This is a genomic window from Bradyrhizobium sp. HKCCYLR20261 (assembly GCF_051168435.1).
GTDB lineage: Bacteria > Pseudomonadota > Alphaproteobacteria > Rhizobiales > Xanthobacteraceae > Bradyrhizobium.
This window is the reverse complement of record NZ_JBNPUZ010000002.1, coordinates 310,534-336,811: the sequence shown is the minus strand read 5'-3', so window position 1 is coordinate 336,811 and position 26,278 is coordinate 310,534. Positions and strand designations below refer to the sequence as shown.

The window sequence follows — 26,278 nt, the reverse complement described above, 5'->3', positions numbered from 1 at the left end:
GCTCTGCGACACATTCCTGCTGCACAGGGTGCCTGTCGAACCATGGCTTTCCACATCTTTCGTCGTGAAGCGGTCTACTACTGGCGCCGCCGAACCCCCCGTGCGCTTGCCATGCTCTTTGGTCGCCCGCATGTTTCTATGAGCCTGCGGACGACGAGCCACACTGCCGCCCGTCGCCTGGCTACCCAGCTCAACGCGACCTTGGACGACCTTGCGATGCTTGCCGATGGCTCCGACCCGCATCTGACCCAGTCTCAAATTGAGACAATGCTCCGTGCCGTCGTTGACCGGCATCTGACCAAGCTCGAACTCGTGGCCCTTGCAGCCAAGACCGACCCGGACTTCGACGTCGCGAAAGCGAAAGTTCGCGATCAAAGAGCCTATTGGACGTATTTGCTGTTGGACGCTCAGGGCGTCACGGCCGTCGTGCGCGACCAGGATCGCGAGCGCATGGCCGCTGAAGGTCTCTCCGAAGCCGACATCGAGGCGGTTCAGGACCACCTCGCCATGCCCCGCGTCAACGAACTTGTCCCTACGAAGCACCACATCCTGAGGGACATGATCGAGGGCGTCTCCGCAACCCCGACCGCCATGAATCTTGCCGTAGCCCAGGGGACTTATCTTCGCGGGATGAAGTTGGCGCTGGCCCAATCCGAACGGCGTTATGGCGGAGCGAGGATCGAAGATGACGGGCTGGTGGATCGCATGCTGCTTGCAAAGAGCGATCCACGGATGCCGCCCTCATCTATCGTGAATCCTCCGGTGGATCGCCCCGACGATCCACCGAAGATCGATACGCCGACGATCCCGCAATTCATTCCAATGGCAGACTTTGTGAAGTTTGCAGATCGGGTCGCCCAGCAGAATGATATGGACGAGCACTGGGACGAGAAGGCACAAAGACAAGCCAAGAGCGTCGCAAATCTGTTCGTGAAATTTATGGTCCAGGATCAGCGCATCCTCGATCTAAGCCTCTTGCGTCAGGAGCATGTGGGCAAGTTCATCGATTTCCTCCGGTTCGATATTTACAAGCATTACGGAAAATCGGTCCACGACGAGCGACTAACAATCGAGCAGCTTCGCGAGAAGGGGCGATCGGTCGTGCAGGCTAAGCGTGGGATCGCTGGCGGAACTCTCAATCGCCATGCGACATTCCTCCGCCAGATATTCGACCACGCCGCCGCCCGCGGCGTGAAAAGTCTGGAAAGCATCGATTTGACTAAGCTCCGCGCCAAGACCCGCAGCAAGAATAAGCGGGCCCGAGACCAGAGGCGCAAGCTCCCCATCGACAGCGCGAGGGCGATCTTTCGGACTCCGCCGTTCATAAACTGCGCCGGCTGGGACAATCTTGGGCACTGGGGCGAACAGGGTGGCTCCCGGATCTTCCATTGTGCGCTCTATTTTGTTCCGATCCTCATCTACTATTCGGGAGCGAGGCGGGAGGAGCTTGCGGTGCGATGGTGGATGACATCATCTTCGACCGCGCGGGATGCAAGCCGTACATCCACATAGCGCTCAACGCGCAGCGGCGCATCAAAAACGCCCAATCGACGCGAAACATTCCCCTTCATCCGGAGCTGATCCGGCTGGGCTTTCTAGACTATGTCAGGAAGATCAAGGCGCTTGGTTACAGCCTGCTCTTCCCCGACCTTTACTCTCCCACTACCCGCTCGCCGCTTGGCAACCGCTTCTACAAGCTGTTCAAGCCGATCCTCACGGTGGCCAGCATTACCGAAGAAGGGCTGGGCGCCCACGCGGTCCGCCACCTCTTCGGCGCGCAGCTGAAAAAGAAGTTGCTCTCTGAGGAGGACCGCGCAGATCTTCTAGGGCACGGTGGCGACAGCGAAACCAGCGAGCGTTACTGCGAGGCCCATGAGATCGATACCCTGTTCGAGTTCATCATGAAACTCGAGGTGGTCACTGGTCACCTTGAACCGCAGGCAATTAATATCATCCCTTGGGTAGAGCGAATGGAGACTGCGCCGTTTTCTCAACCATCACGTGCCAAGTATCGAGGCAATGACCCGGGTCAATGAACCGACGTTTATTCGTTGTCTACGCGCCGCCTACTCTTGCACGAAAAATCGCTATTTTGAAAGGCGACCAGACGCTGTCGTTAACTCCCGTGAGCTCCCGTTACGTTCGCAGCTAATCGAGACATTTCGCCGGCCTTGTCAGCTTTCATAGCGGCACAAACTGCAACGCTAACTTTGCCGCAGTAAATGGGACGGCAGCTATACTCGGTTAGAGAATCGATCGAGCGACGTTATCGTCCGCCACGTGATATCCAGTTCATCCCGCCGGAAGATCTACTTCCGCAGATAGTCCAGTTCGGAATCGACCACGTCAGCGTCTACATACCAGGCCTTGGGGCGCCCATCGGTCCCGTCGTTCCAGCGATAGCCGCGCTGCTTGAGGATGTCTTTCAGCGCGAATGGCGCGCCGTCAGCCCAGATGCGGTGTTGTGGCCGACGCGCGCGATCGAGCAGGACCGCGAGCCCGGATTTCGCTGTGCCGGGCAGATCTGAGGCTAAGATCTCGAGTACGGCTTGACAGTCGTCGAGCGCCCGATGGGCGTCGTGGAACAGGCCAAACTCTGCGAGCAGATAGGCGAGGCGGGCACCACTGAGGCCATGGGCTTTCCAATCAATGCCTGTTGCCGAACATGCCCAGTGACATTTTGCGAAGAACGGCCAGTATCGCTCCGCGACTTTGCGGTCGAAAGCCGCGTTGTGAGCGATGACGATGTGCACATCGGCAGCGAATTGCTCGAGAGCTGAGCCGTCGATGTGATGACCCTCGACCATGGCATCCGTAATTCCGGTCAGGGCGGTGATCGCGGGTTCTATCGGCGACGACGGCTGCTGAAACGCCTGGAATGTACCGATGACGCAGTTGATCGTATCGTTCGCGTAGCCAAACTTGATGGCCGCGATTTCCAAAACTTCGTTGCGAGTAGTATCGAGGCTGGTTGTTTCCAAGTCAATGATTAGCCCGATCCGGTCACTGGCCGAGCGAGGCTAGACGGCCCTGGGGACGAGACGGCGTAGGATTTTGTAGTTTCCGGTAGCCTCCAGCGTGCGCGCCAAGGCCTCGGTTGCTGGGACCTCATTTGACAGATCAGTCTCTCCTGGCTTCGACGCGTGCGCGGTGACGCCGACTACAGGATTCGGCGGTCTTCTCCAAGGCAGTCCGAACGGACCAGTTGATGGCTTGCACATCGTTAGTCCCATCAGTTCCGGACCGCTTTGGCGTCTCGCTCGCACAGGATCGCTTCGACAATCCGACGAAGGCGTCGGACTGAACCGCCCTGCCAGTGTCGCGCGGCTACGGTGTGCTCAATCCCATCGAGCGCGGGAATCCACGTCGTGTCGAGCCCGCGCTCGCTCGCGAGATCCGCGACAATCGCAGGTAGGAGGGCGTCGAGATCGGCCGCCGTCGGTTTCGGGAAGCCCACTACCCGGAATCGATCTCTAATTGGCGAGGGCAGGGGGGCAAGGCTGTTCGCGGTCGCGAGATACGAAATCTGCGACAAGTTGAGATTAGTCTGAAGCGCCGGATCCGGATAGCGAGCGCTCGTTTCGACCTCCAGAAATGCGAGAAGACAATCCCAGAGCCGACCGTAATCGTTGCGCGTTGCGCTTTTATCGATTTCGTCAATCAGAATGAGGGGGTTGGCGATTTCGCCCTGCGCCACCGCGAGAAGAGGATGGCAGGGTTCGGCGGTGGACCAGCGGCGATGGGTGCCACCAAACGTAGCGCCGTCAACGCCGCTCGCATCCGTTCGCCAGACATTGACGCCAAGTAGCTCGCCCAACCGTCGTACGAAGCGGCTCTTTCCCCCACCGGGAGCACCTACGAAAAGAATGGGATTCAGGCGAACTGTGACCCGGCCCACAAGATCTGCCAGCACGAAATCGATCACCTCGGCGGCGTAAGGGAATTCGAAAATCAGTGCGTCGCGCACGGCACGCAGTGGTGGTGTCGTGACGAGCGGAAGCGGGACGTTGATGATCGGCTTTATGGGCCTTAGGATCTCCAGTAGCTTGGCATTCTTCATCTGCGGCTCGGAAAGCGGGGCGACGATGACGCCATGGTCAGGAGCGGGCTGCGGGGAGGGTTCGTCAGTGGTGAGCGAGGCCCGAGCGTCGGTCTCCACACGCCGTTTCTCCTCCTCCTGCTGACGGAGGAGAGCAAGCCTGGCCGCCTCAATGCGGTGCTTTACCATCATCGGCCCAAGCCTAGCGGCGCTGGTGGCGGCGCTGGCGTGGTGTGAAACCAGATCACTGCACGCGGGGAGAGCCGCCCAGCCGAAGACGAACTCTTCCAACTCGGCGCGCAGGTCTTCATTAAAGTCGTGTGAGACCCGTCTGAAAGCCGCGATCAGGGCCTTCCCAAGCCGGTGATAGTCGTCAAACAGGTCAGCGGTGTAGGGGAGAGAGAGAGAAAAGAGGCGAACACAATCAGATAGGCTGCGCAAAATCGGTTCGTCAAGCTCGACGGCGCGTCGATCAAGTTCACCGGCCAAGTCAAGCCCGCTCTCCGCTGATTGCGCGACGACCCAGGCCGAAGTCTGGCGGAGCCCAGGACAAATCTCATTGATTTCGGCGACGAGCCGTTCCTGGATGTGCTCTCCGCCTTCGCTCGAAAGCCATGCATAGCGCAGGAGACGTGGCAGCTCATTCAACTGCTCATCTAAATTCGACGAGTCCGCCGCAGCTCCCGTAGACGCGGCGTCATCTTCGAATTGGAGATCGAAATCGTCGGTGTCGTCAGAGGCCGTCATGCTGCTGGATCCGAGGCAAAGTGTTGGAAGAGCTAGACTTCAGAAGGAGTGTAACTTGTGAACGTAGGACGAGATGATCTGTGCATCACTCCGCTGCCTCGCGCTCCCGCCGTGACCTCTTAAGGCGGCCGAGCCAGCCGTTCGCAAGGCGAGCCTCGTGCAACGTGGCGCCCGGATCGCGGCCGAGCATGTGCGCCATCACAAGACAGGCGGCGTCGCTACCTTCGGCCGCACAGGCTGCAACCGCCGTCATCGCCAGGTCGTAAGCAACGGTCGACTGCTGCGAGCAGAGACGGAGTGCGAGTCCGGTAGCGGCAGAGGGATCGCCCCGGACTGCGGCCGGCCACGCCGGCTCACCTAGGATCGCTATGGTCTTCAACGCCTCCCGCAGCGGCTGCACGGAAGATGATCCTAACCGCTTTGCACTCATCGTGCGCCACCATGTGATGGGTGGTAGCGTCGCTGGTTTGCGGGTGGCCGCCATAGCATTGGGCGCACGGATCACTTTGATGTTGCCGGTCATTGTCGCCGTCTCACTTAATGCTCTACCGCCAGCTTGGGAGCTGCCGCAGAACGAGAACTAATCGAGTTTTTGGAGGTCGGGGGAACACCAGTCGTACCGGTGTCCCCCCGACCGGAAGCGCCTCACCACGCCGGGCCGTGCACTGCCTCGCCGGACCACGCCCCACCACGCCGCACCGGACCACACCTTGCCTTATTTGATCGCGGGTTCTGCTTGGCGACTTGCGCGGATCGTCTACTTCACCTCCTCCACCGCGAACGTGCCGTTCTGCGGGCGCCAGTCGCCGATGGCCTTCATGAAGCCCCCGATGGCGTAGGTTTCGAGCACCTCTTCGCGATTGAGCAGCGTCGGCAGGTAGCTCGCCGTGAATTCGATGTTCCATTGATCGAAGCACGGCCGCGTGCGCATCGTGCGGGAGCCCCTCGTCACCCGCACTGGGACGCGAAGGCGAAAGCGTTCCTCCTCCCAAAGCTCGTCGAGGTCGGTGGGGCCGTCATATTGCAGCCATGCGTGTCTTCCGACGATCAGGCCGGCGCTGGCTTCAGGACCGCGGTTGCGTGTGCGTGCCGCGCCGACGAAGACTGCCATCAATGTCTCGGCCGGCACACACGGCTTGCCGTCGCTGAGCCATAACCCGCCGAACCATTCGGCCTTGCTAATTGCCTCGTGGTCCGCCTCTGTCTTCGCGCGCTTGGCTGTCAGCTTGGCCAAGTTCTTCGTGATCGGATCGAGCGGATCCGCTAACCGTCCCGAATGCATTAGGAGCCGACGCGTGCCGACGATCCTGAGCTTGATCTCTTCTGCCTTCACTGGTCGTCCTCCTCACGGGTCGGATCGCAGAGCAGCATGCGCGTGTCGCGCATGCTGCGTACGTCCGCGCTGAGCGGCTTGCGCGTCTCATACTTGCGTCGACGCAGGAAGCACGTCACTTCGCGGTGGCACTCGCCGCACAACGCCACCAGGTCGCCCTCGCGCTCGTCGCCGAGGTTGTGGTAGTCGCGGTGATGTACCTCGAGCGGCTGTTGGCCCGAGCACAGACGGCACTTGCCCTGGGCCACTGCCAATTCGCGGACACGGGCGGCGTTAGTGCGCCAGCGCTTGCTGGAGATATAGCTTACGTAGTTCATAGACTTCTCCGTGATGTCGCTGGCGTGTCGCCGCACGTCAGTGTCACTTAAAGTGACGGTCGCTTCTTGTGACAGTTGTCTTGGGCGATGTCTACTGTTCCTTTGAGTGACAGTGGGGTATGGTTAATCCCCTGATTCGGGTCAGGAGGCGTCATGTCGGATTCAGAGCAAATCCCCAGCGCGCGAATGATCCGCGCAGCTCGGGCCTTGCTAAACCTAGAGCAGGCCCAGCTTGGCGAGCTGGTCGGCGTGGATCGACGGACCATTATTCGCCTTGAGGCGGACGAGATCCAACCCGCTAATCCCCGGCGCACGAAGATTCTCGTAGCGATACGGGACGTGTTCGAGAAGGATAAAGGGATCCGCTTTGTCTACGCGGACAAAACAACGGGCGAAGGAGTGATCATGAAGCGCGGGAAGTGACGCCGATAGCCGTAAAGGGCAGCCGACGACAACACATCTCGATCAAGCGAGGATGGTCCCACGCGAGGCTGACGAGACGCCGGGACCGATCACGATCAGTGCGGCGAGTGCCGTCAAGAGCGGCGATACAGCCGCAAATAGGAAGGTCAGAAGGTATCCAACAAGGATCAGCTTAATCAGCAAGATTGAGGCGGAGAACAAGCGGAAGGACGCGGTCGATTGGGACGAGGAGCACGGGTAACACCAGATCAGTGTACGAAAGCTGGATGTAGGTGATGCCCGCCGCGACAGCACCGGCAGTGTGGTGCGCCGCTCACGGGATCAACGTCAGCTGCTGCGGGGGGAGGCCGAGATAGTATTGCCCGGCCGCTTCGAGGCGGGCGATGCTGCCTTGGACTTGATTGGAGACCGCGTGGATGTCGCGGAAGCGCCGCTCGAAGCCGTTGTGGCGGAACAGGGCGGTGGAGCCGGCTTCCTTGAACAGGATGTTGGCGGCATCGCGCGCGCAGTCGATCTGGTGCGTGCAGGCCTGCCGGATCTTGATCCTCAGGGGAAAGCTGATCGCGCCGTCGGCTTCGCATTGCGCCCAGGCCTCGCGCAGCAGCTGCAGCAGCCAGGCCTGGGCGGCTGAAATCAAGGAGTCCGCCTGTGCCACGCGCGCCTGGATCCAGCCGTCGTCACGCAGCGCGATCGCGTTCGACGGCGTCTTGCCGCGCGCGAGCGCGACGAACTGGTCGAACATCGCCCGCGCTGCGCCGATCGCAACTGACGAGAGGCCGGCGCAGGCGATCAGCTGCATCGAGTGACGATAGAGAATGCCCGGCTCGCGGCGCTCCGGCTCGGCCTCGGCAACGACGTCCTCCGGAAGATTGTGGTCGCGGCCGCGGCCGCGCGGCACCGCGCTGAAGCCGGCCGGAACGAACAGATCCTTCACCGAATAGGTGTCGCTGCCGGTGCCGCGCAGGCCCATCATGTCCCAGCTGTCCGGATGGATGCTCGCACTCTCGCGCGGGAAGATCATGGTGCGTTCGACGGGGCGTCCCGCCGTATCCTTGAGGGGCACGCCGCGGTCGTCGGTCAGCCGGGAATGGCCGCCAAGCCAGGTCGCGATGCGGCTCGCGCTGCCAAAGCTCCAGGTGCCCGTGACGCGCCAACCGCCGGCGACGGGGATCGCAAGGCAGGGCGGATCGAGGCTGGCAAAGCCGAAGGTGAAGACGGCTTGCGGCGCGGCGAAGATCTCGTGCAGCACCTCGGGGGCGAGGTAGGCGGAGATCGAGCTCGCGCAGGCCGATTGCGCGACGCACCACGCCACGCTGGCATCGCCCTCGGCCAGCGCGGCGACGATCTGCGCGTGGATCTCCGGACGCAGCTCCAGGCCGCCGACCGAACGCGGCAGTGTCGCGCGGAAGGTCTGGTTCGCGTGCAGCGCCGCGAGAACCGGAGCTGCGATGGCGCCGGTTGCGTCGCTGTCGCGGCCGTGCTGCTCGAGCAGCGGCTTCAGCGCGCGGGCGAGCGCGATGCGATCGCGACCGTTCTCATTGGCGGCGGCTTCGTCGTAACGGAGGCGTTGCGCATGTGTCGGCATCGGGGCCTCTCCGCTGTGGTGACGCAAGGCTCTGCTGACGCGAAGCTCGCGGCCGCGCATCGCTTGCCCGCGACTATCTCAATTTTCGCAGGAAAAAGTGTTTCCATCTTCGGGCGCGCCGGAGCATGCATGGTGTGGCCCGCGAGCGACGCATGGAATGGTCGTGCAATTTCGTCTGCAGGCGGCGTGTCATCTTGAATGTCGCACACCGTGCATGCCAGCTTCGTGATTAGTTGGTGATGGGGATAACGGATGATGGGGCGGATGAGAGTGACGCTGGCTGCGGCCATGCTCGCGTGCGTGGCGATGATCCCGGCCGCTGTCGCAGGGCCTGATCCGATCCGCATCGGGGTGCTCACCGTTCGCAGCGGGCCGTCCAAGCCGATCGGCGACGACATTCTCGCCGGGATCGAAACGGTCGTGCGGCAGCGCGGCAAGCTGTTGGACCGGCCGATCGAGCTCGTGGTCGAGGAGAGCCTGTTCAACGCCCAGACGGCGGTGACCAAGGCGACGAAGCTGGTGCAGCAGGACAATGTCGCCGCCATCCTCGGCACCAGCACCGTAGAGACGCTGGCGCTGTTGTCGGTGGCCGACCGGCTCGGCGTGCCGATCGTCACCTCGAATTCGGGATCGGCGGCGATCACGCGCGAGCGCTGCAACCGCTTCGTGTTCCGCACCAACCCGGAAGACCTGATGTCGACGGTCTCGCTGGAAGCGCTGATCACGCAGACGCCGCGGCTGCAGAACGCCAAATGGTTCACGATCGGCCACGACTATCCGTGGGCCCGGCTGGTGGCCGGCGCCACCAAGGGCGTCAAGGCCGTGCAATATGCCGGCGAGGCGTTTGCGCCGCTCGACACCACCGATTGGGCGCCGTTCATCGCGCAGGCCAAGGCGTCCGGCGCCAGCGTCGTGATCGCGCCGGTCACGCTCGGCGTGCCCCTGCTGCAATTCATCCAGCAGGCGAACGAGTTCGGCCTCACCAAGGATGCCGTGCTGGTGTCGCCGATCGGGCTGCCGGACTGGCTGGTCGACAAGCTCGGCGAGGCGTCGACCGGCGTCATCTCGGCCGGCTCGTGGGCGGCCTGGCGGATCGAGGAGCAATGGCCGGCCACGCGCGGTTTCAACGAGGCGCATCATCAGCTGCACGGCCGTGTCGCGGGCATGCAGTCGCTGCAATCGGCGAGCGCCGCCACCGTCCTGTTCGACGCGATCGAGAAGGCGAAGTCGACCGCGCCCGACGCCATCGTCAAGGCGCTGGAGAGCGTCGAATCCGACACGCCGGTCGGACCGCTGAAATTCCAGGCCGGAGGGCGCGAGGCGCTGGCGCCGCTGTTCCTCGGGCCGTACGAAAAGCTGGCCACGCCGAAATATGGCGCGAGCTACGCGCAGCGCCCGACATTGGTGCCGGCAAGCCTGTCGCTGCCGAAATCCGCCGCGGAGTATGGCTGCCGGCTCGATGGCACGACCGCATCCGCCAAGTAGCGGTGCGCTCGGATGGCGCACGAGCTCAACTTCCTGTTCGTCAACGTCGTCAACGGGCTCGTCTACGGCTCCTTCCTGCTGTTGACGAGCCTCGGTCTCAGCCTCGTGTTCGGCCTCGGCCGTGTCGTCAATTTCGCCCATGGCGCATTCTATGCGCTGGGCGGTTACGTGCTGATCTCGGTGATGCGGCTCGGCGCCGGCTTCTGGCTTGCGCTGGCCGTGGTGCCGCTCGCGCTGATGGGCGCGGGTCTCGCGGTCGAAGCAGGGCTGATCCAGCGGCTGCGCAGGCGGCCGGAGGTGGATACGCTGCTGGCCACCTTCGGTCTCTCGGCGATGCTCGTCGGCGGCATCGAATATCTGTGGGGCACCAGCACGACGATCGTGAAGCCGCCGTCCGGCTTCGATGGCATCGCCCAGGTGCTCTCCAACGATTTCCCGATCTACCGCTTTGCCGCTGCGGGATTGTCGCTGCTCGTCGCGGCCGCGGTGCTGGCCATCGTGCAATGGACGCCGCTCGGCCTGCGCATCCGCGCGATCGCCGACGATGCCGAAATGGCCGAGGCGATCGGCGTCGATCGCGCGGGCCTGCTCTGGCAGGTGTTCGGCTATGCCGCCGCGCTCGCGGGCTTTGCCGGCGCGCTGGGGGCGCCGATCTTCGCCGTCTATCCGGAGATGGGACTGTCGATCCTGATCGACTCGTTTCTCGTCGTCGTGCTGGGCGGCCTCGGCAGCCTCAAGGGCTCGACGATCGGCGCCGTGGTCGTCTCGGTCACGAAGGCGGTCGGCGGCGCCTATCTCGCCGACTGGTCGACGGCACTGCTGTTCCTCATCGTCGCCTCCGTGCTGGTGGCGCGGCCGACCGGCATCTTCGCCACCGGCCGGATCGCGTGACCGCATGACGCTGGCCTCGTCCCCACCGGATCCGCTGGCGTCGCTGCGCACGCGGCCGCTGTTCGCCGCGGGCCTCGGCGTGCTCGCGCTTGCCGCTATTTTTGCGGCCCCGTGGCTCGCAAGGCCGTTCACCATCACGCTGCTGACCGAAGCCTACGTGTTCGCGATCTGGGCCATGAGCCTCAACCTGCTCAGCGGACATGCCGGACTTCTCAGCTTCGGGCATGCGGCGGGATTCGGGCTCGGCGGCTACGCGGCCGGCTATTTCGCGCGCGAGGTGACGGCGGACATCGTCGCCGCGCTGCTGTTTGCCGAGGCGGTCGTATTCGTGGTCGCCGCCTTGGCCGGGGCCGTCGCGACGCGGCTGTCCGGCGTGGCGTTCTCGATCGTCTCGCTGTGCATCGCGCAGGTGCTCTATCAGGTCGCGATCGCGTGGCGCGCGGTGACCGAAGGCATGGACGGGCTGCTCGGCGTTCCGCTGCCGCGGCTGGTCGGCTTCACCATCCGGAACGGCGTGTCGTTCTATTTTCTGGTGGCGGCCGTGATGCTCGCGACATTGGCGGGGCTGGCGCTGGTGCTGAAGTCGCCGTTCGGTGCCACGCTCAGGGCGATCCGCACCAATGATGTGAGAGCCGCCTCGATCGGCATCGACGTCCGGCTGCACAAATGGCTCGCGTTCGTAATCTCCTGGATGCTGGCCGGCGTCGCCGGCGCGCTGATGGTGTTCCTGAAGGCCGGCACCACGCCGATGTCGCTGCATTGGTCGGAATCCGGCAACGTCCTGATCATGACGATCTTCGGCGGCCTCGGCACCATCGTCGGACCCGTGATCGGCGCGGTGTGCTTCGTCTTCCTGCGCGATGCGCTGACCTCGGCGCTCGCCGTCTGGCAGCTCGCGTTCGGTCTCATCTTCGTCGTGGTCGTCGTCATCTTCCCGTCCGGCCTCGCCGGTCTGCCTGCACAGCTCGGCAAGCTCTCATGGCGCTCCTCGAGGTAACCGGCCTGGTTCGCCGTTTCGGCGCGCTGCGCGCCGTGGACGGACTCGCGCTGTCGGTCGACGCCGGCCAGATCCACGCTCTGATCGGTCCGAACGGGGCCGGCAAGACCACGGCGTTCAACTGCATCTCGGGCTTTCTTGCGCCCAGCGCGGGCCGGATCGCACTGGATGGAAACGACGTCACCGGCTGGCCCGCGCATCGGCTGGTCGCGGCCGGGCTCGCCCGCACCTTCCAGGTGACGAAGGTGTTCGACGAGATGAGCGTGCGCGAGAACGTCGCGCTCGGCGTGCGCTCGCGCCTGCGCCTGAACCGGCGCGTCTGGCCGGGCGGCGCCGCCGCATCCATTGTCGCGCGGAGCTGCGATGAGATCCTCGATACGGTCGGGCTCGGCGCGCGCGCGGACAGCGCAGCCAGCGCGCTGTCGCATGGTGAACGGCGGGTGCTCGAAATCGCGATCTCGCTCGCGGTTGCGCCGAAGCTCCTGATGCTCGACGAGCCGACCGCGGGCATGTCGGCGGGCGATTCCGGCCTGATCGGCAGGCTGGTGCGCCGGCTGGCGCGCACGACCGCCGTGCTGCTGGTCGAGCACGACATCGACCTCGTGCTCGGACTGTCGGACCGGATCACCGTGATGGCCCAGGGCCGCGCGATCGCGACCGGCACGCCCGAGGTGGTCAGCCGCGATGCCGCCGTGCAGGAGGCGTATCTCGGACGGAGCGGCGGTCACGCATGCTGAGTCTCAAGGCGCTTCATGTGCATCTGGGATCGGCCCACATCCTTCACGGCATCGATCTCGACGTGCGCCCAAGTGAGATCGTCTGCCTGCTCGGCCGCAACGGCGTCGGCAAGAGCACGACGCTGCGTGCGATCATGGGACTCGCGGCACCGAGCCAGGGCGAGCTGTCGTTCGAGGGCAGGTCAATCGCGGGGCTGCCGCCGCACCAGATCTGCGCGCGCGGCATCGCATGGGTGCCCGAGGATCGCCGCGTCTTTGCCTCGCTGACGGTTGCCGAGAACATCCGCGTCGCCGCCGAGGTCGCCGGCCGCCGGGACGCGCGCGCCCGGATCGAGGCGGCGATCGCGCCGTTCCCGGATCTGCGCGGCAAGTGGCAGCAGCGCGCCGGGACATTGAGCGGCGGCCAGCAGCAGATGCTGGCGATCGCCCGCGCGCTCGCGGCGCAGCCGCGCCTGCTGCTGCTCGACGAGCCGTCCGAGGGACTGGCACCCGCGATGGTCGCCGCCATCCGCGACGGCATCGTGCAGATGCGCCGCCTCGGAATGTCCGTTCTGCTGGTCGAGCAGAACCTGCAGCTGGCGCTCGATCTCGGCGATGTGTTCTACGTGCTCAGCCGCGGGACCGTCGTGTTTCAAGGCGGCGCGCAGGAGCTCCGCCAGTCCGAGGTCATCGCGCAGCATCTCGGCATCGATCTCCGCGAGACCGCGCGGACCTGAATCCTCCGTTGCCAATGACACGCGCGGTGCCGCAGCAGTTCGTGATCCGCTGAATCCTGCCTTTGCGATGAGCAATCCATTCGGAAAGCCGCCGATCGCGGAATCATATTGTTGGCGTAGCGCCTCTAAGTAGCAGGATCTTACAAATGAGCGCGCCATGCTGAAGGCCGCAATTAATTGCTGCAATCCTCGTTATGCGCCCCCTAGCCATTGCAGGCTTCGTTGCATCGGAGCCTCGATCGGAAAGGTGAGACCGCATGTCTGCTCAGAACGCGTCGCCGTCTGCGGCGGGAGCTTCGAGACCTCATCAGTGGGCATCGGCCTCTGACGATCCGAGCCGGCTGTCGGCGGTCGAGCTGGTCGAGCACTATCGCGCCAGAACGCTGTCGCCGGTCGAGGCCACGGCTGCGGTGCTGCAGCGGATCGAGCGGCTGGAGCCTGAGATCAACGCGTTCGCCAAGCTCGATGCTGAGGCGGCGCTGGCCGCGGCCCGTGCGTCGGAGGCGCGCTGGCAGCGCGGCGAGCCGCTCGGGCTGGTCGACGGCGTGCCGGCGGCGCTGAAGGACCTGCTACTCGCCAAGGGCTGGCCGACGCTGCGCGGCAGCCACGCCGTCGATCCGGCGCAGGACTGGAGCGAGGATTCGCCGGCGACGGCCCGGCTGCGCGAGCACGGCGCCGTGCTGCTCGGCAAGACGACGACGTCCGAGTTCGGCTGGAAGGGACTGGGCGACAGCCCATTGACTGGTATCACCCGCAATCCCTGGAATCTCGCGCATACGCCGGGCGGCAGCAGTGGCGGCTCGGCAGCTGCGGCGGCGATCGGCTTCGGTCCGCTGCATGTCGCGACCGATGGCGGCGGCTCGACGCGGCTGCCGGCGGCGCATAGTGGCGTGTTCGGCTTCAAGCCGAGCTTCGGCCGCGTGCCGGTCTATCCGCCATCGCAGAACGGCACGCTGTTTCACGTCACGCCGCTGACGCGCTCGGTCGCGGACGCGGCCCTGCTGCTCGACGTGATCGGGCGTCCCGATGGCCGTGATTTCCACGCGCTGCCGCCGCAGGACGTCTCCTGGCGCGCCGGCCTCGAGCGCGGCGTGAAAGGTCTGCACATCGCGTTCAGCCCGGCGCTCGGCTACGCAACAGTTGATCCGGAGGTCGAGCGGATCGTCGCCGATGCCGCCAAGGTGTTCGCCGATCTCGGTACGACGGTCGAGCTGGTCGATCCGGGGATTGAGGATCCGTTCGAGATCTTCCAGACCTTCTGGTTCGCGGGCGCCGCCAAGCTGGTGCAGTCGTTTGCGCCGGAGCGGCGCGCGCTGATCGAGCAGGGGCTGCAGGATGTCGCCGAGAAGGGCCGCGGGATCGACGTCGTAACCTATCTGAACGCGGTCGACCGGCGTGAGGCGCTGGGACGGCACTTCAGCCGCTTCCACCAAGACTGGGACCTGCTGCTCACGCCGACCACGGCCTATCCGGCCTCGGCGATCGAAGCCTCGCAGGCCGATCTGGTGGCACGGCCGATCCGCTCGCCCTTCACCTATCCGTTCAACCTGACGCAGCAGCCGGCAGCGTCGGTGCCTGCGGGATTGACCGCGGCGGGCCTGCCGGTCGGCCTGCAGATCATCGGCGCGAAGTTCGCCGATGCCCTCGTGCTGCGGGCCGCGCGCGCGTTCGAGCAGGCCCGTCCGTTTGCCCGTCCGCGTGACCCGTCATGAGCACAGCGCAGGCGAAGATCGATCTGGAGCTGCCCAGGCTCCAGGCGGCCTATGCCGCGGGGACGTTGACGCCGTCGGCGGTCGTCGATCATGTGTTGCACACCATCGCCAGTCGCGGCGCGGATGGCGTGTGGATCAGCGTGGTCGATCGTGACACGGCGCTGACCCGCGCGCGCCGGCTGGAGGCGCTGTCGGCCGACGAGCGTGCCGGCCTGCCGCTGTGGGGCGTGCCGTTCAGCGTCAAGGACTGCATCGACACGGCCGGCCTTCCGACCACCTCGGCCTGTCCGGCCTTCGTCTACCATCCCTCAGTCGACAGTCCGGCGGTGGCGCGGCTGCTCGCGGCGGGCGCGATCCTGATCGGCAAGACCAACATGGATCAGTTCGCGACCGGGCTGGTCGGCACGCGCTCGCCCTATGGCGTGGCGCGCAACCCGTTTGATGCGGACTACATCCCCGGCGGATCGAGCTCGGGCGCGGCGGTCTCGGTCGCAAGCGAGCTCGTCAGCTTCGCGCTCGGCACCGACACCGGCGGCTCGGGCCGGATTCCCGCTGCGTTCAACAATGTCGTCGGGCTGAAGCCGACGCGCGGCCTGATCAGCGGCGTCGGCACCGTGCCGGCGTGTCGTTCGATCGAGACGGTCTCGGTCTTCGCGCTGACGGTGCCCGACGCCCGGCGCGTGTTCGACATCGTGCGCGGCTTCGACCCGGAGGATCCGTTCGCGCGACGTGATGCGCTCAAGCCCGATGCTGTTCCGTCTCCGGTCAGGTTCGGCATTCCCGCGCGCGCCGCGCTCGACTTCTTCGGCGATGCCGAGAGCGAGCGGCTGTTCGATGCCGCCGTCCGCCGGCTCGGCACGCTCGGGTCCGTCACCACGGACATCGACTACACGCCCTTCGCCGAGCTCAATCAGCTGCTGTTCAAGGGGCCGTGGCTCGCCGAGCGCTATGGCGCGTTGCGCGAGATCGTTGCGCGCGAGCCGGATGCGCTGTTTCCGGTCACGCGCGCCATTCTCGAAGGCGGCCGGTCGATCTCGGGCGCGGACGTGTTCGCGGGGCAGCAGCGCTGCCTCGTGCTCAGGCGGCAGATCGAGCGGCTGTGGCAGGACATCGACGTGCTGGTCGTTCCGACCGCTGGCACGATCGAGCGGATCGAGGCGATCGCTGCCGATCCGATCGAGCGCAATTTCCGGCTCGGGACCTACACCAATTTCGTCAACCTCGCCGATCTCGCCGCCGTTGCCGTGCCGGCTGGCTTCCGCGCTGACGGTTTGCCGTTCGGCATCTCGCTGATCGCGCCGGCGCTGTCGGACCATCAGCTCGCTCGCGTGGCCGCACGCGTCCATGAGTCCGGAGGCTTGCCGCTCGGCGCGCGAGCGGTCGACCCGGCCGTGGGGCGGGGGGCGGCATGAACGTCAATCTCAATCCGGCAGCGATCGATCCGGGAAACGAGCGCAGCCGTGCGGTGTCGAACGCTGCCTTCTCGGATGGCTCGGGATCCGGCCGGATCGAGATGACGAACGTCGCCATCGCGTTCGCCGACAAGGCGCGTCGATCCACCGACGTCGTGACCGATATCGATCTCAGCATCGAGCCTGGGCAGTTCGCGGTGCTGATCGGTCCGTCCGGTTGCGGCAAGTCGACCCTGCTCAACGCTGCCGCTGGATTCGTTCGCGCCAGCCGCGGCACCGTCGCCGTAGATGGCCGCGCGGTGACGAAGCCGACGGCGTCGGTCGGAATCGTGTTTCAGAATTTCGCGCTGTTTCCCTGGTTCTCGGCGCTCGGCAATGTCGAGTTTCCGCTCAAGCAGCTGGCATTGTCGCGGGCGGAGCGGCGCGAGCGCGCGACCGCGGCGCTGACCGAGGTCGGCCTCGGCGCGCACTTACGCAAATATCCCGGACAATTATCCGGCGGCATGAAGCAGCGGGTCGCGATCGCGCGCACCCTGGTGCTGAGCCCCAAGGTGCTGCTGATGGACGAGCCGTTCGGGGCACTGGATGCGCAGACCCGGCTGTCGATGCAGGCGCTGCTGCTCAGCCTCTGGGAGCGGCGGCGCTCCACCGTGCTGTTCGTCACCCATGACGTCGACGAGGCGCTGATCCTGGCCGACGTCGTCTATGTGATGTCGACCGCGCCCGGCCGCATCATCCACCGCATCGACGTCGATACGCCGCGGCCGCGCGCCGTCGACCGGCTCGATCAGGCCTTCCTCGACCGGCGGGCGCACATCATCGGCCTGCTGCGGCAGCAGCATGCGAGCGACATCTCCTGACATCACCTGAGGAAAAGGATCCATCATGTTGCGGCAACTCAAATCGATCGGCGCCGGCCTGCTGCTTCTGGGCGTCGGGACCGTCAGCGCGTTGGCGGCTGATACCGGCAAGCTGATCTTCGGCCAGACCCTGCCGGGCGGCAGCCTGCAGAGCGCGCCGGTCGCTATCGCGATCGAGAAGGGGTACTTCAAGGAGGCCGGGCTCGACGTCGAGATCGTCCGTTTCCCCAGCGGACGCCGTGGTCTCGAAGCGCTGATCGGCGGCCAGGTCGATCTCGCCTTCATGGCGGAATATCCGCCGGTCATCGGCGCGTTGCAGAACCAGAAGTTCGCGGTCATCACCGAGCTCGGCAAGTTCACCGGCAACCGCATCATCGGCCGCACCGATCTCGGCTTCAATTCCATCGCCGATCTCGCCGGAAAGAAGGTCGGGACCAGCGTCGGCACCAATGCCGAGTTTCTGACCAATCTGACACTCGAGAAGAACAAGCTGAAGGCGGAGATCGTCAATCTCGCCCCGGCAGACATCGTGCCCGCGCTGGAGCGCGGCGACATCCAGGCAGCGGTGCCGTTCCCCGACTACTACGGCAAGGCGAGGGAGGTCATCGGCGAGCGCTATCGCGAGATCGTCAGCAAGGACTACGACGCCTACATGGTGGTGTCGGCCTCGCGCAAGGCGATCGAGCAGCAGCCGGGGGACATCAGGAAGTTCCTTGCGGCGCTCCTGAAGGCGAGCGAGCTGATCCGCAACGACCCGATCGCGGCCAAGGCTGTGATCGTCGCGGCGTCGCAGGGCGCGCTCAGCGCGGCCACCGTCGATCAGGCCTGGGGCGAATACACCTTCCGCCTGGGCTTCCAGACCGGCCTGCTCGATTTGCTCGAAGCCGAGGCCAAATGGGTCGAGGCCAAGGGCATCATCAAGGGCGCGAGCATCGATCGCGCCGGCCTGCGTGGCTATCTCGCCGATGGCCCGATCGGCGCGCTCGCGCCGGACTTGAACACGCTGTCGAAGTGAGCCGCGCTCGGAGCCGGACCTGATGCATCGATCGAGCAAGCGGAGCCAACCATGAGCGACAATCTGATCGCAGCGCTGAAGCGTGATCGCTTCGTGCTGAAGCCAGATCTGCTGCTGACTGCGAACGGGCCGCAGCGCGATCTCGCGCTGGTGGTGGAGGGGTCGACGGTCGTCAGCGCAGGGCCGGCCGCCGAGCTCGATGCGGCCGATCAGGCCGCGGCGCTGACGCTGGACGGCCATGCCATCATCCCCGGCTTCACCGATGCGCATACGCATCTCGGCCAGACCTTCGGCAAGATCCTGATCGGCGGCGAGCCGGCGCAGATCTGGCGGCGGCTGTGGGTGCCGATGGAGGCGGGGATCGACGACGAGGCCGCCTATGTCTCCGCGAAATGGCAGTTCCTGGAGCAGTTGCGCGGCGGCTTCACCGGCGTCGTCAACTACGCGCTGAACGACGCCGCGCGCAATGCCGCCGTGCATCGCGCCGCGGAGGAGACCGGCATCCGGCTGCGATCCTCGACCGGCCTCGACGAGGTCGCGACCGATGCAGACCCGAATGGCGAGCGCGTCCCGCTCGCCAGGATTCTCGACCGCATCGACGAGCACATCGCGCAGACATCGGCCCTTCCCCGCATCACGCCCTCGGTGTCGAGCGGCAGCTTCTTCGGCAACCGGCCGGAGACGCTGGCGGCGATCAGCGAGCATGCGAAGAAGCGGGGGATCATCTATCAGCTGCACGCCAACGAGCACTTTCCGGAGGTCCACGACAGCATCCTGCAGTTCGGCAAGAGACCGCTGGAGCTGCTGGCCGAGCATGGCGTGCTCGGCCCGCATGTCCTGATCCATCACGCGACACTGGCCACCGATCGCGAGGTCGCGCTGCTGCAGAAGACCGACGCGGCGGTTGCCTACAATCCTGTCGCGAGCGAGTGGAAGGGCAACGCGGTGGCGCCGGCGCTGGCGTTTGCCGCGCATGGCGTCCGCTTCGGGCTCGGCTCGGACAATACCCGCTTCGACGGCTTCCGCACCCTCGATGCGGCCGAGCATGCCCAGCGCCTGACCTATGGACTGCGCACCGCGGATTTCTCCGCAGGCGCCGGCTGGACCTGGGTCGATGCGATCACTCGCGGATCGGCCGATGCCGCCGGCTGGTCCGACGTCGGCGTTCTCAGCGCCGGCGCCCGTGCCGACTTCCTGGTGCTCGACATGGAGCGCCCGGAGACGCAGCCATCCTGGGACTTCGAATGGGAGCTCGTCCGCTACTACAACCGCGACCAGATCGCCGCGGTCGTCGTCGATGGCCGGCCGGTGCTGGCGGCGGGGCAGCCGGTCGACTGGGACGGTCGCGAGTTCCTGCGCCGCTATCGCGCACTCGGGCAGCGGGTCGGCTCACTCCCCGGCATCACGCGCGTCCATGGCGCGTCCGATCGCTACCGGCCGAAGGTGAGCTGACGATGCGCCGGCTCGCCATTCGGGTTCGCAATCTCGTCCTCCCGCTGGTGGCGATCATCGCCGTCTGGCAGCTCGCCAGCAGCATCGCGGTCGTCAATCCGGTGCTGTTTCCGTCGCCGGCAAAGGTCTGGCTCGCGGCAGTCGACATGTTCGCGTCGGGCATCCTGTTCAAGGACCTGCTGGTGTCGCTGCGGCGCGCCGCTGCGGGCTTCGTCGTCGGCGCCTCTCTCGGTGTCGCGCTCGGTCTGCTGACGTCGCGGGTGCGGCTGTTCTCGATCGGCCTCAGCCCGCTGTTCAACCTGCTGCGACCGATACCGGCGATCGCGCTGGTGCCGATCGCCGTGGTGTGGTTCGGCATCGGTGAAGAATCGAAGTATTTCGTGATCGCCTACACGGTGTTTCTCGCCGTCTGGCTCAACACCCATCACGGCATGGAGCACGTGCCCGACACCTATATCCGCGCCGCGCGCTCGCTCGGCGCCTCGCGCAGTCTCGAGTTTCTCCAGGTCGTGGTGCCGGCCTCCGCACCCCACATCTTCGCGGGTCTTCGTTTCGGCGCCGCACTGGCTTTTCTCAGCCTGGTGGCGGCGGAGCTCACCGGAGCGTCCTCGGGCATCGGCTATAGGCTCGACGAGGCCCGGCAATATATTCTCGTCGACCGCATGTTCGTCGGGCTGATCGAGCTCGGTGTCCTCGGCGCGACGCTCGATACGCTGTTCGTCTGGATCGGCCGCCAGCTGATCCATTGGGAGCAGGCGTGACGCCGGCGCAGAGAAAGCGTCACGCGTTCCTGAGACTGCTGCGTGGGCTCAGCGCCGCGTGCAGGCCGTCGCTCAGGAAGTTCAGCGCGACCACCGTCAGCATGATCGCAGCACCGGGGATCGCGCTCATGTACCAGCCGGTTCTCAACGCATCGCGGCCGATGCCGATCATCGAGCCCCAGCTGACCAGGTTGGGATCGCCGAGTCCGAGGAACGACAGGCCAGCCTCCGACAGGATCGCCTGCGCGACCAGGATGCCGGTGGAGGCGAGGATCGGCGTGAGGGCATTCGGCAGGATCTCGCTGACGATCAGATGCAGGTCGCTGGCGCCGAGGGCCTCGGAGGCGCGCACGAACTCGCGCTCCTTCAAGGTCAGAAATTCGGCGCGCACCAGACGGGCGACGCCGGTCCATGACGAGATTCCCAATGCCAGGATGATGGTCCCGATCGACGGGCGCATGATCGCGACGAGAATGACGGCCAGCAGGAATGCCGGTATCGTCTGAAAGAATTCGGTGATCCGGCCGAGCGCGGCATCGGCGGCGCCGCCATAGAAGCCGGAGAGCGCGCCGACGGTCACGCCGATCGTCAGCGCGATGATGGCGGCCGAAGCGCCCACCAGCAGCGACACCCGCGCGCCGTGGAAGATCCCGGCGAGCAGGTCGCGGCCCATGAGATCGGATCCGAGAGGGACGGTCTCGTCCGCGCCGGGCCACGTGAACGGCACGGCCACCATGTCCATCGGATCGCCCGGGAACAGCCGTTGCGCGAGCAGCGCCATGACGACGACGCTCACCAGCGTGATGGTGCCGAGAATGAGGGTCGGATGCAGCAGCCGTCTCATGACGAGGCTCCGGCCGGGCGATGGCGAATTCTTGGATCGAGGCGCGCCTGCAGGAGGTCGACGACGAGATTGGCGAGCACGACGAGAATTCCCGACAGCAGGAGGACGCCGAGCAGCAGTTGCACGTCGCGGCTGCGCACGGCTTCGAAGGAGAGCTGCCCGAGCCCGGGCCAGGCGAACACCGTCTCGACGACGATCGAGCCGCCGAGCACGGCGCTCGACTGCAGGCCCAGCATGGTGAGCACCGGCAGCGTCGCGTTGCGCAGCGCGTGGAGGAACAGCACGCGCCCCTCTTGTGCGCCCTTGGCCCGCGCGGTGCGGATGTAATCCTCGGACAGCTGCTCGATCAGCGAGGCGCGATAGAGGCGGGCATAGATCGCGACATAGTAGATCGAGAGCGTCGCCACGGGAAGAACGAGGTGCCAGAGCACGTCCAGGAGATCCCGCAGGCCGGTATAGCCGGCAGTGACGTTGCGGATGCCACCGACGGGAAACCATGGCAGCTTCACGCCGAACGCGACGATCAGCATCAGCGCCGTCCAGAACATCGGCGCGGAATAGCCGAGCGTCGAGAGCAGCGACAAGGCGGCGTCGACGAGCCCGTTGGGGCGCCGCGCCGACAGCATGCCGAGCAGCATGCCCAGGAGCACGGAGATCGGCAGGGCGAGGCCGACGAGCGCGACGGTTGCGGGCAACCGTCCGAGCACGAGCTGCGCCACCGGCTCGCCGAAGCGGAAGGATTGGCCGAAGTCGCCGCGGAGGACACCCGCGACATAGGAGGCGAGCTGCGCGGGCACGCTGCGGCCGAGGCCGAAGCGTTCGCGCAGCTCGTTGACCTGCTCGGACGAGGCCGCGCCGCTTTCGGTGGCGACCACGTCCGCGAGATCTCCGGGCAGCGATTTCAGCAGCGCGAAGTTCAGCACCGCGATGGCCAGCACGATGAGGACGAGCCGCAGGAGATGCGCAAGAAGCCTGGGGATCATCTGATCACCTCGTGATCTGGCGACATGTCGTGCCTCGGAGATGGTGAGTGTCGGTCAGGTGGTGTGGTCCCACCAGACATGGGCGAAGTTGTTCTGGCTGTGATCGAACGTGTCGGTCACGTTGCGCAGCCGCTTGTCCCAGACGCCGAACCAGCGGAACTCGAACAGGTCGAGCCGCGCCAGATCGCGCTGGACGATCTTCTGCACCTCCTTGTAGTCGGCGACGCGCTTGGCGGCATCGGTCTGGCCCTGCGCATCCTCGAACAGCGCATCGACCTCCGGGCTGGCATAGCCGGATGCATTGAACCACGGCGTTCCCTTGGACTCGGCCTTCGACCAGAAATGCTGCTCGATGCCGAGCTGCGGATCCTGCCAGTTGATGCCCCAGGAGCTGACGAGCTGGAAATTGTAGTCGGTGAAGACGTTCTTGGTCCAGGTGGCGAGATCGAGCGAGCGCAGCTCGACGTCGATGCCGACCGCGCGCAGCGCCTGACGGACGAACTCGCCGGTGCGGCGATAGTCGTCGCCGAACGGAATGAAGTCGTGGGTCAGCTTGAAGCGCCAGCCATCCGCCTTCTTCGGGAAGCCGGCCTCGTCCAACAGAGCCTCGGCCTTCTTCTTGTCGAAAGGATATTGCGGCGTCGCAGGCTCGTAGAACGTCTTGAGCAGCGACGACACGGGTCCCGTCGCGGGCACGGCGTAGCCGCCCCAGACGGTCCTGGTGAGCAGCTGACGATCAATCGCGTGCAGGATGGCGGCGCGGACCTTCTGGTTGCCGAGGATCGGGTCGCGCCAGTTCGGGATCAGCCACAGCGTTCCGGAGAAGCCGTTATAGCCCTCGGTCGACACCACGAGTTTGTCGCTGGTCTTGAAGCGGTCCGCGTCGGCGAAGGTGACGGGATTGCGCTCGCCATATTGCACCACGCCGGTCTCCAGCGCGTTGGCGCGGCCGGCGACATCGCTGATGATCTTCCAGGTGAGCTTGTCGAGGAAGGGCCGTCCCGGTTGCCAGTATTTGTCGAAGCGCTCCAGCGCGATGTGGCTGCCGCGCACCCATTCCTTGAAGACGAACGGTCCGGTGCCGATCGGCGCATTGTTGCGCGGATTGTTCGGGATGTCGGTTCCTTCATAGAGGTGCTTCGGCAGCACCGGCGCCGCGACCGCGTCCAGCGCGTTGATCAGCACCGGCGTCGATTGCGTCAGCGTCAGCACGATGGTGTGCTCGTCGGGCGCCTCCGTCGACGCCAGATGCCGCAGCACGCGGCGCGCGGTCGGGGCGTATTTCTTCCAGATGACATCGGCCGAGAACTTCACGTCGGCGGAGGTAAAGGGCGTGCCGTCGTGCCAGAACACGTTCTTGCGCAGGCGCAGCGTCCAGACCAGGCCGTCCTGCGACGACTCCCAGCTCTCCGCGAGTTGCGGCCGCGGCGCGAGGTCGGGGCCGTAGTCCAGGAGACCGTCGAAGATCTTGCTGAACACGGCGCGGCCCGGCGTCGAGGTGTTGATGAAGGAGGCCAGCGTCGGCGGCTCCGGATGGATGACGGCATCGAGCGTGCCGCCCTTCACGGCGCCGTCGACGGTGTTCGGCAACGCCTTGTCGAGCGCATGCGCCGCATCCGGCAACCCGGCGAGCACGGTGGATCCCAGCAGCGCCGAGGTCAGCGCCAGAAAGCCGCGACGGTCGAGGCCGCGCGTGAATGTCGCGTGGGGATGCTTGGTCGTCATGGTTCGTCCTTTGTGTGCGGGTTCATGGGATCATCAGCCGATCGCGGCGGCCCGCGACCGATCTTCCGCGCGCGGCGATGGCGCGCCGTGGGTCCGTCCCGGGATCGATGCGAGCAGCTTGCGGGTGTAGGGATGCTGGGGCGCGTGCCAGATGCGCTCGACATCGGCGCTCTCGACGATCCTGCCGTGCTCCATCACCAGGACGCGGTCGGAGATGTAGCGGACGACCGCGAGATCGTGGCTGATGAAGATGTAGGACAGGCCGTGCGCGTCGCGCAGATCGACCAGCAGGTTCAGGATCTGCGCCTGGATCGAACCATCGAGCGCCGAGACGGGCTCGTCGCAGATCACGAGCTGCGGCCGCAGAACCAGCGCGCGGGCGATGCCGATGCGCTGGCGCTGTCCGCCGGAGAACTCGTGGGGCCAGCGTCGCGCCGCGTCGCGCGGCAGGCCGACATCGTCGAGGATCTTGGCTATGCGCCGGCCGCGCTCATGGCGGTCGGAGACGCCGTGGATGCGCAGCGCGTGGCCGAGGATGTCCTCGATCCGATGCCGCGGATTGAGCGAGCCGAACGGATCCTGGAAGATCATCTGGATGCGGCGCCGCCACGGCACCAGCTCCTTGCGCGACAGGCCGCTGATGACGGTGCCGTCGACGGCGACCTGGCCGCTGCTGACAGGCGTCAGCCCGAGAATGGCGCGCGACAGGCTGGATTTTCCGCAGCCGGATTCCCCGACCAGGCCGACCGTCTCGCCGCGGCCGATCGTGAAGCTGACGTCATGGACGACGCTCGTCCGGTTCGAGCCCTCGCCATAGCTGATGCCGACATTCTCGAGCGTGAGCAGGGGCCTCGCATGCTGCGGCGTGTGCGACGCCGGGCGTGGCTGAGGCCGCGTGAGCGCGAAGCCGCCGTCGGGGCCGCGCGTGATCTCGGCGAGACGGCGGCGGCTGTAGTGCAGGTCATCGCCGGCGCCATGCAGCGAGACGCCGATGAGACCGCGCGTGTAGCCGTCCTGCGGTTGCGTGAACAGCCGAGACGCCGCCAGCTCCTCGCGCTTGCGCCCGTCATGCATCACAACGACCCGGTGGGCCCACTGCGCGACGACGCCGAGATCGTGCGTGATCAGCAGCACGGCCATGCCGAGCTCGCGGCGCAGCCCGTCGATCAGGCCGAGGATCTCGGCCTGGATCGTGACATCGAGCGCGGTCGTCGGCTCATCGGCGATCAGCAGCTTGGGCTTGCAGGCGCTTGCCATCGCGATCATCACGCGCTGGCGCTGGCCGCCCGAGAGCTGATGCGGGTAGTCGTTCACCCGGCGCGTCGCATTCGGAAGCTTGACCTGTTCGAGCAGCGCAACGGCGCGGTCGCGCGCCTCGGCTCGCGACACCTTCTCATGCAGCAGGATCGCTTCGGCGACCTGAGCGCCGATCGGGTGCAGCGGGTTCAGCGAGCTCATCGGCTCCTGAAAGATCATGGCCACGTCGCGGCCGCGCAGCGCGGCAAGCGCCTTCGGCTTGAGACGGCTGATGTCCTGCCCGGCGAGTTCGATCCGTCCGCCGATGGCAGCATTCCGGGGAAGAAGCTGCAGGATGGAGAGCGCGGTCGTCGACTTGCCGCAGCCGGACTCGCCGACGAGCGCGACGATCTCGCTTTTTCCGAGCTCAAGATCGAGGCCATCGACGGCACGCCGACCCGGAAAATCGACCGTCAGGCCCTTCAGCCTGAGGACGGTGCCGGCACTGGTTTCGCACGCCGCGTGCTGTGTCGGGATGTCCGTCGTCGTCATGATCGGACGCCCGTCCGCCTCGCTGATGTTGCAAACCACACGCATGTCATAAGGCGACGTCTATCAGCTTTTCGCCGCAAGGCGTTTTCGTAGTTCGCGCGAGAAGTAGTCGGACGTTCTTTCAAACGGCCACGCTCGAGACGATCCGTTCCATGAGCAACACAGCAAGAAGCCTGTTCATGGAGCTTCCCGCACTTCGGTCTCCATCGCCACGCGAAGCCGTTCACCCTCACCCTGAGGGCCCGCCTCAAGGCGGGCGTCTCGAAGGGCGAGGCCTCGGCTCAGGCCTCATGGTTCGAGACGCGCCGCGAACGATGAGTCTTGCTTGGCACGCGACCTTCGTCGGCGCGGTGCTCCTCACCATGAGGGTCTGGTTCCGAGGGCGGTGCTGTACATCGGGCCATCCTCTGCTCACGTGCTGTGCAATCGCTCCGGCACGATGCCCACATGCGGCCG

23 protein-coding genes and 1 pseudogene are annotated in these 26,278 nt (G+C 65.7%); 14 read left to right on the top strand and 10 right to left on the bottom strand.

What is annotated here, in order from left to right; all coding sequences use genetic code 11:
• Positions 1 to 42: 42 nt before the first annotated feature.
• The gene (locus ACQR1L_RS05195; protein ID WP_434856858.1) at positions 43 to 1,512 is read left to right on the top strand and encodes a DUF6538 domain-containing protein; all 1,470 of its coding nucleotides are present in this window, start codon (positions 43 to 45) and stop codon (positions 1,510 to 1,512) included.
• Positions 1,458 to 2,036, top strand: a complete 579-nt coding sequence (locus tag ACQR1L_RS05190; RefSeq protein ID WP_434856857.1) for a hypothetical protein — start codon at positions 1,458 to 1,460, stop codon at positions 2,034 to 2,036. The genes ACQR1L_RS05195 and ACQR1L_RS05190 overlap by 55 nt, the downstream gene beginning before the upstream one ends.
• A 273-nt stretch (positions 2,037 to 2,309) precedes the next feature.
• On the opposite strand, the pseudogene ACQR1L_RS05185 reads toward ACQR1L_RS05190, so the two are convergent.
• The 5 genes and pseudogenes from ACQR1L_RS05185 to ACQR1L_RS05165 form a co-directional block, all read right to left on the bottom strand.
• Positions 2,310 to 3,002: pseudogene (locus tag ACQR1L_RS05185) on the bottom strand (3'-5' exonuclease); the annotation flags it as partial.
• Between the two features lie 230 nt (positions 3,003 to 3,232).
• On the bottom strand, positions 3,233 to 4,786 hold the full coding sequence (locus ACQR1L_RS05180) for an AAA family ATPase (protein ID WP_434856856.1): 1,554 nt from the start codon (positions 4,784 to 4,786) through the stop codon (positions 3,233 to 3,235).
• An 85-nt stretch (positions 4,787 to 4,871) separates the two neighbouring features.
• Positions 4,872 to 5,309: a hypothetical protein gene (locus ACQR1L_RS05175; RefSeq protein WP_434856855.1), complete on the bottom strand. Its 438-nt coding sequence runs from the start codon at positions 5,307 to 5,309 to the stop codon at positions 4,872 to 4,874.
• A gap of 234 nt (positions 5,310 to 5,543) precedes the next feature.
• Positions 5,544 to 6,119, bottom strand: a complete 576-nt coding sequence (locus ACQR1L_RS05170; protein WP_434856854.1) for a hypothetical protein — start codon at positions 6,117 to 6,119, stop codon at positions 5,544 to 5,546.
• Positions 6,116 to 6,436, bottom strand: a complete 321-nt coding sequence (locus tag ACQR1L_RS05165) for a hypothetical protein (RefSeq protein ID WP_434856853.1) — start codon at positions 6,434 to 6,436, stop codon at positions 6,116 to 6,118. The genes ACQR1L_RS05170 and ACQR1L_RS05165 overlap by 4 nt, the downstream gene beginning before the upstream one ends.
• A gap of 153 nt (positions 6,437 to 6,589) precedes the next feature.
• Here ACQR1L_RS05165 and ACQR1L_RS05160 point away from each other — a divergent pair, with 153 nt between their 5' ends.
• Entirely contained in the window at positions 6,590 to 6,859 is a 270-nt protein-coding gene (locus ACQR1L_RS05160) for a helix-turn-helix transcriptional regulator (protein ID WP_434856852.1), read from the top strand.
• Positions 6,860 to 7,172: 313 nt separating this feature from the next.
• On the opposite strand, the gene ACQR1L_RS05155 is transcribed toward ACQR1L_RS05160, so the two are convergent.
• Positions 7,173 to 8,444, bottom strand: coding sequence for a hypothetical protein (locus ACQR1L_RS05155; RefSeq protein ID WP_434856851.1), 1,272 nt, complete (start codon positions 8,442 to 8,444; stop codon positions 7,173 to 7,175).
• Positions 8,445 to 8,708: 264 nt separating this feature from the next.
• On the opposite strand from ACQR1L_RS05155, the gene ACQR1L_RS05150 reads away from it, so the two are divergent.
• From ACQR1L_RS05150 to ACQR1L_RS05100, 11 genes are all read left to right on the top strand, one after another.
• A complete protein-coding gene (locus ACQR1L_RS05150; protein ID WP_434856850.1) occupies positions 8,709 to 9,929 on the top strand; it encodes an ABC transporter substrate-binding protein in 1,221 nt (406 codons plus the stop codon).
• Between the two features lie 12 nt (positions 9,930 to 9,941).
• Complete coding sequence (locus tag ACQR1L_RS05145) at positions 9,942 to 10,820, top strand: branched-chain amino acid ABC transporter permease (RefSeq protein ID WP_434856849.1); 879 nt, start codon at positions 9,942 to 9,944, stop codon at positions 10,818 to 10,820.
• Between the two features lie 4 nt (positions 10,821 to 10,824).
• The gene (locus ACQR1L_RS05140) at positions 10,825 to 11,817 is read left to right on the top strand and encodes a branched-chain amino acid ABC transporter permease (RefSeq protein ID WP_434856848.1); all 993 of its coding nucleotides are present in this window, start codon (positions 10,825 to 10,827) and stop codon (positions 11,815 to 11,817) included.
• Positions 11,799 to 12,554, top strand: coding sequence for an ABC transporter ATP-binding protein (locus tag ACQR1L_RS05135; protein ID WP_434856847.1), 756 nt, complete (start codon positions 11,799 to 11,801; stop codon positions 12,552 to 12,554). Before ACQR1L_RS05140 ends, ACQR1L_RS05135 begins: the two co-directional genes overlap by 19 nt.
• A complete protein-coding gene (locus ACQR1L_RS05130) occupies positions 12,548 to 13,270 on the top strand; it encodes an ABC transporter ATP-binding protein (protein WP_434856846.1) in 723 nt (240 codons plus the stop codon). Before ACQR1L_RS05135 ends, ACQR1L_RS05130 begins: the two co-directional genes overlap by 7 nt.
• 257 nt (positions 13,271 to 13,527) lie before the next feature.
• Entirely contained in the window at positions 13,528 to 14,982 is a 1,455-nt protein-coding gene (locus tag ACQR1L_RS05125) for an amidase (RefSeq protein WP_434856845.1), read from the top strand.
• Positions 14,979 to 16,394 (top strand): allophanate hydrolase, encoded by a 1,416-nt coding sequence (gene atzF / locus ACQR1L_RS05120; RefSeq protein WP_434856844.1) that lies wholly within the window; start codon positions 14,979 to 14,981, stop codon positions 16,392 to 16,394. The genes ACQR1L_RS05125 and atzF overlap by 4 nt, the downstream gene beginning before the upstream one ends.
• Entirely contained in the window at positions 16,391 to 17,254 is an 864-nt protein-coding gene (locus tag ACQR1L_RS05115) for an ABC transporter ATP-binding protein (protein WP_434856843.1), read from the top strand. Before atzF ends, ACQR1L_RS05115 begins: the two co-directional genes overlap by 4 nt.
• A gap of 25 nt (positions 17,255 to 17,279) precedes the next feature.
• A complete protein-coding gene (locus ACQR1L_RS05110) occupies positions 17,280 to 18,269 on the top strand; it encodes an ABC transporter substrate-binding protein (protein ID WP_434856842.1) in 990 nt (329 codons plus the stop codon).
• Between the two features lie 51 nt (positions 18,270 to 18,320).
• On the top strand, positions 18,321 to 19,721 hold the full coding sequence (locus ACQR1L_RS05105; RefSeq protein ID WP_434856841.1) for an amidohydrolase family protein: 1,401 nt from the start codon (positions 18,321 to 18,323) through the stop codon (positions 19,719 to 19,721).
• 2 nt (positions 19,722 to 19,723) lie between these two features.
• A complete protein-coding gene (locus tag ACQR1L_RS05100) occupies positions 19,724 to 20,482 on the top strand; it encodes an ABC transporter permease (protein WP_434856840.1) in 759 nt (252 codons plus the stop codon).
• 19 nt (positions 20,483 to 20,501) lie between these two features.
• On the opposite strand, the gene ACQR1L_RS05095 is transcribed toward ACQR1L_RS05100, so the two are convergent.
• From ACQR1L_RS05095 to ACQR1L_RS05080, 4 genes are read right to left on the bottom strand one after another with little or no spacing between them, the layout of a single operon-like run.
• Complete coding sequence (locus ACQR1L_RS05095) at positions 20,502 to 21,326, bottom strand: ABC transporter permease (RefSeq protein WP_434856839.1); 825 nt, start codon at positions 21,324 to 21,326, stop codon at positions 20,502 to 20,504.
• Positions 21,323 to 22,309, bottom strand: a complete 987-nt coding sequence (locus tag ACQR1L_RS05090) for an ABC transporter permease (RefSeq protein ID WP_434856838.1) — start codon at positions 22,307 to 22,309, stop codon at positions 21,323 to 21,325. Before ACQR1L_RS05090 ends, ACQR1L_RS05095 begins: the two co-directional genes overlap by 4 nt.
• A 54-nt stretch (positions 22,310 to 22,363) precedes the next feature.
• Entirely contained in the window at positions 22,364 to 24,034 is a 1,671-nt protein-coding gene (locus ACQR1L_RS05085) for an ABC transporter substrate-binding protein (protein ID WP_434856837.1), read from the bottom strand.
• 33 nt (positions 24,035 to 24,067) lie between these two features.
• Positions 24,068 to 25,822, bottom strand: coding sequence for an ABC transporter ATP-binding protein (locus ACQR1L_RS05080; protein ID WP_434856836.1), 1,755 nt, complete (start codon positions 25,820 to 25,822; stop codon positions 24,068 to 24,070).
• Positions 25,823 to 26,278 lie beyond the last annotated feature (456 nt).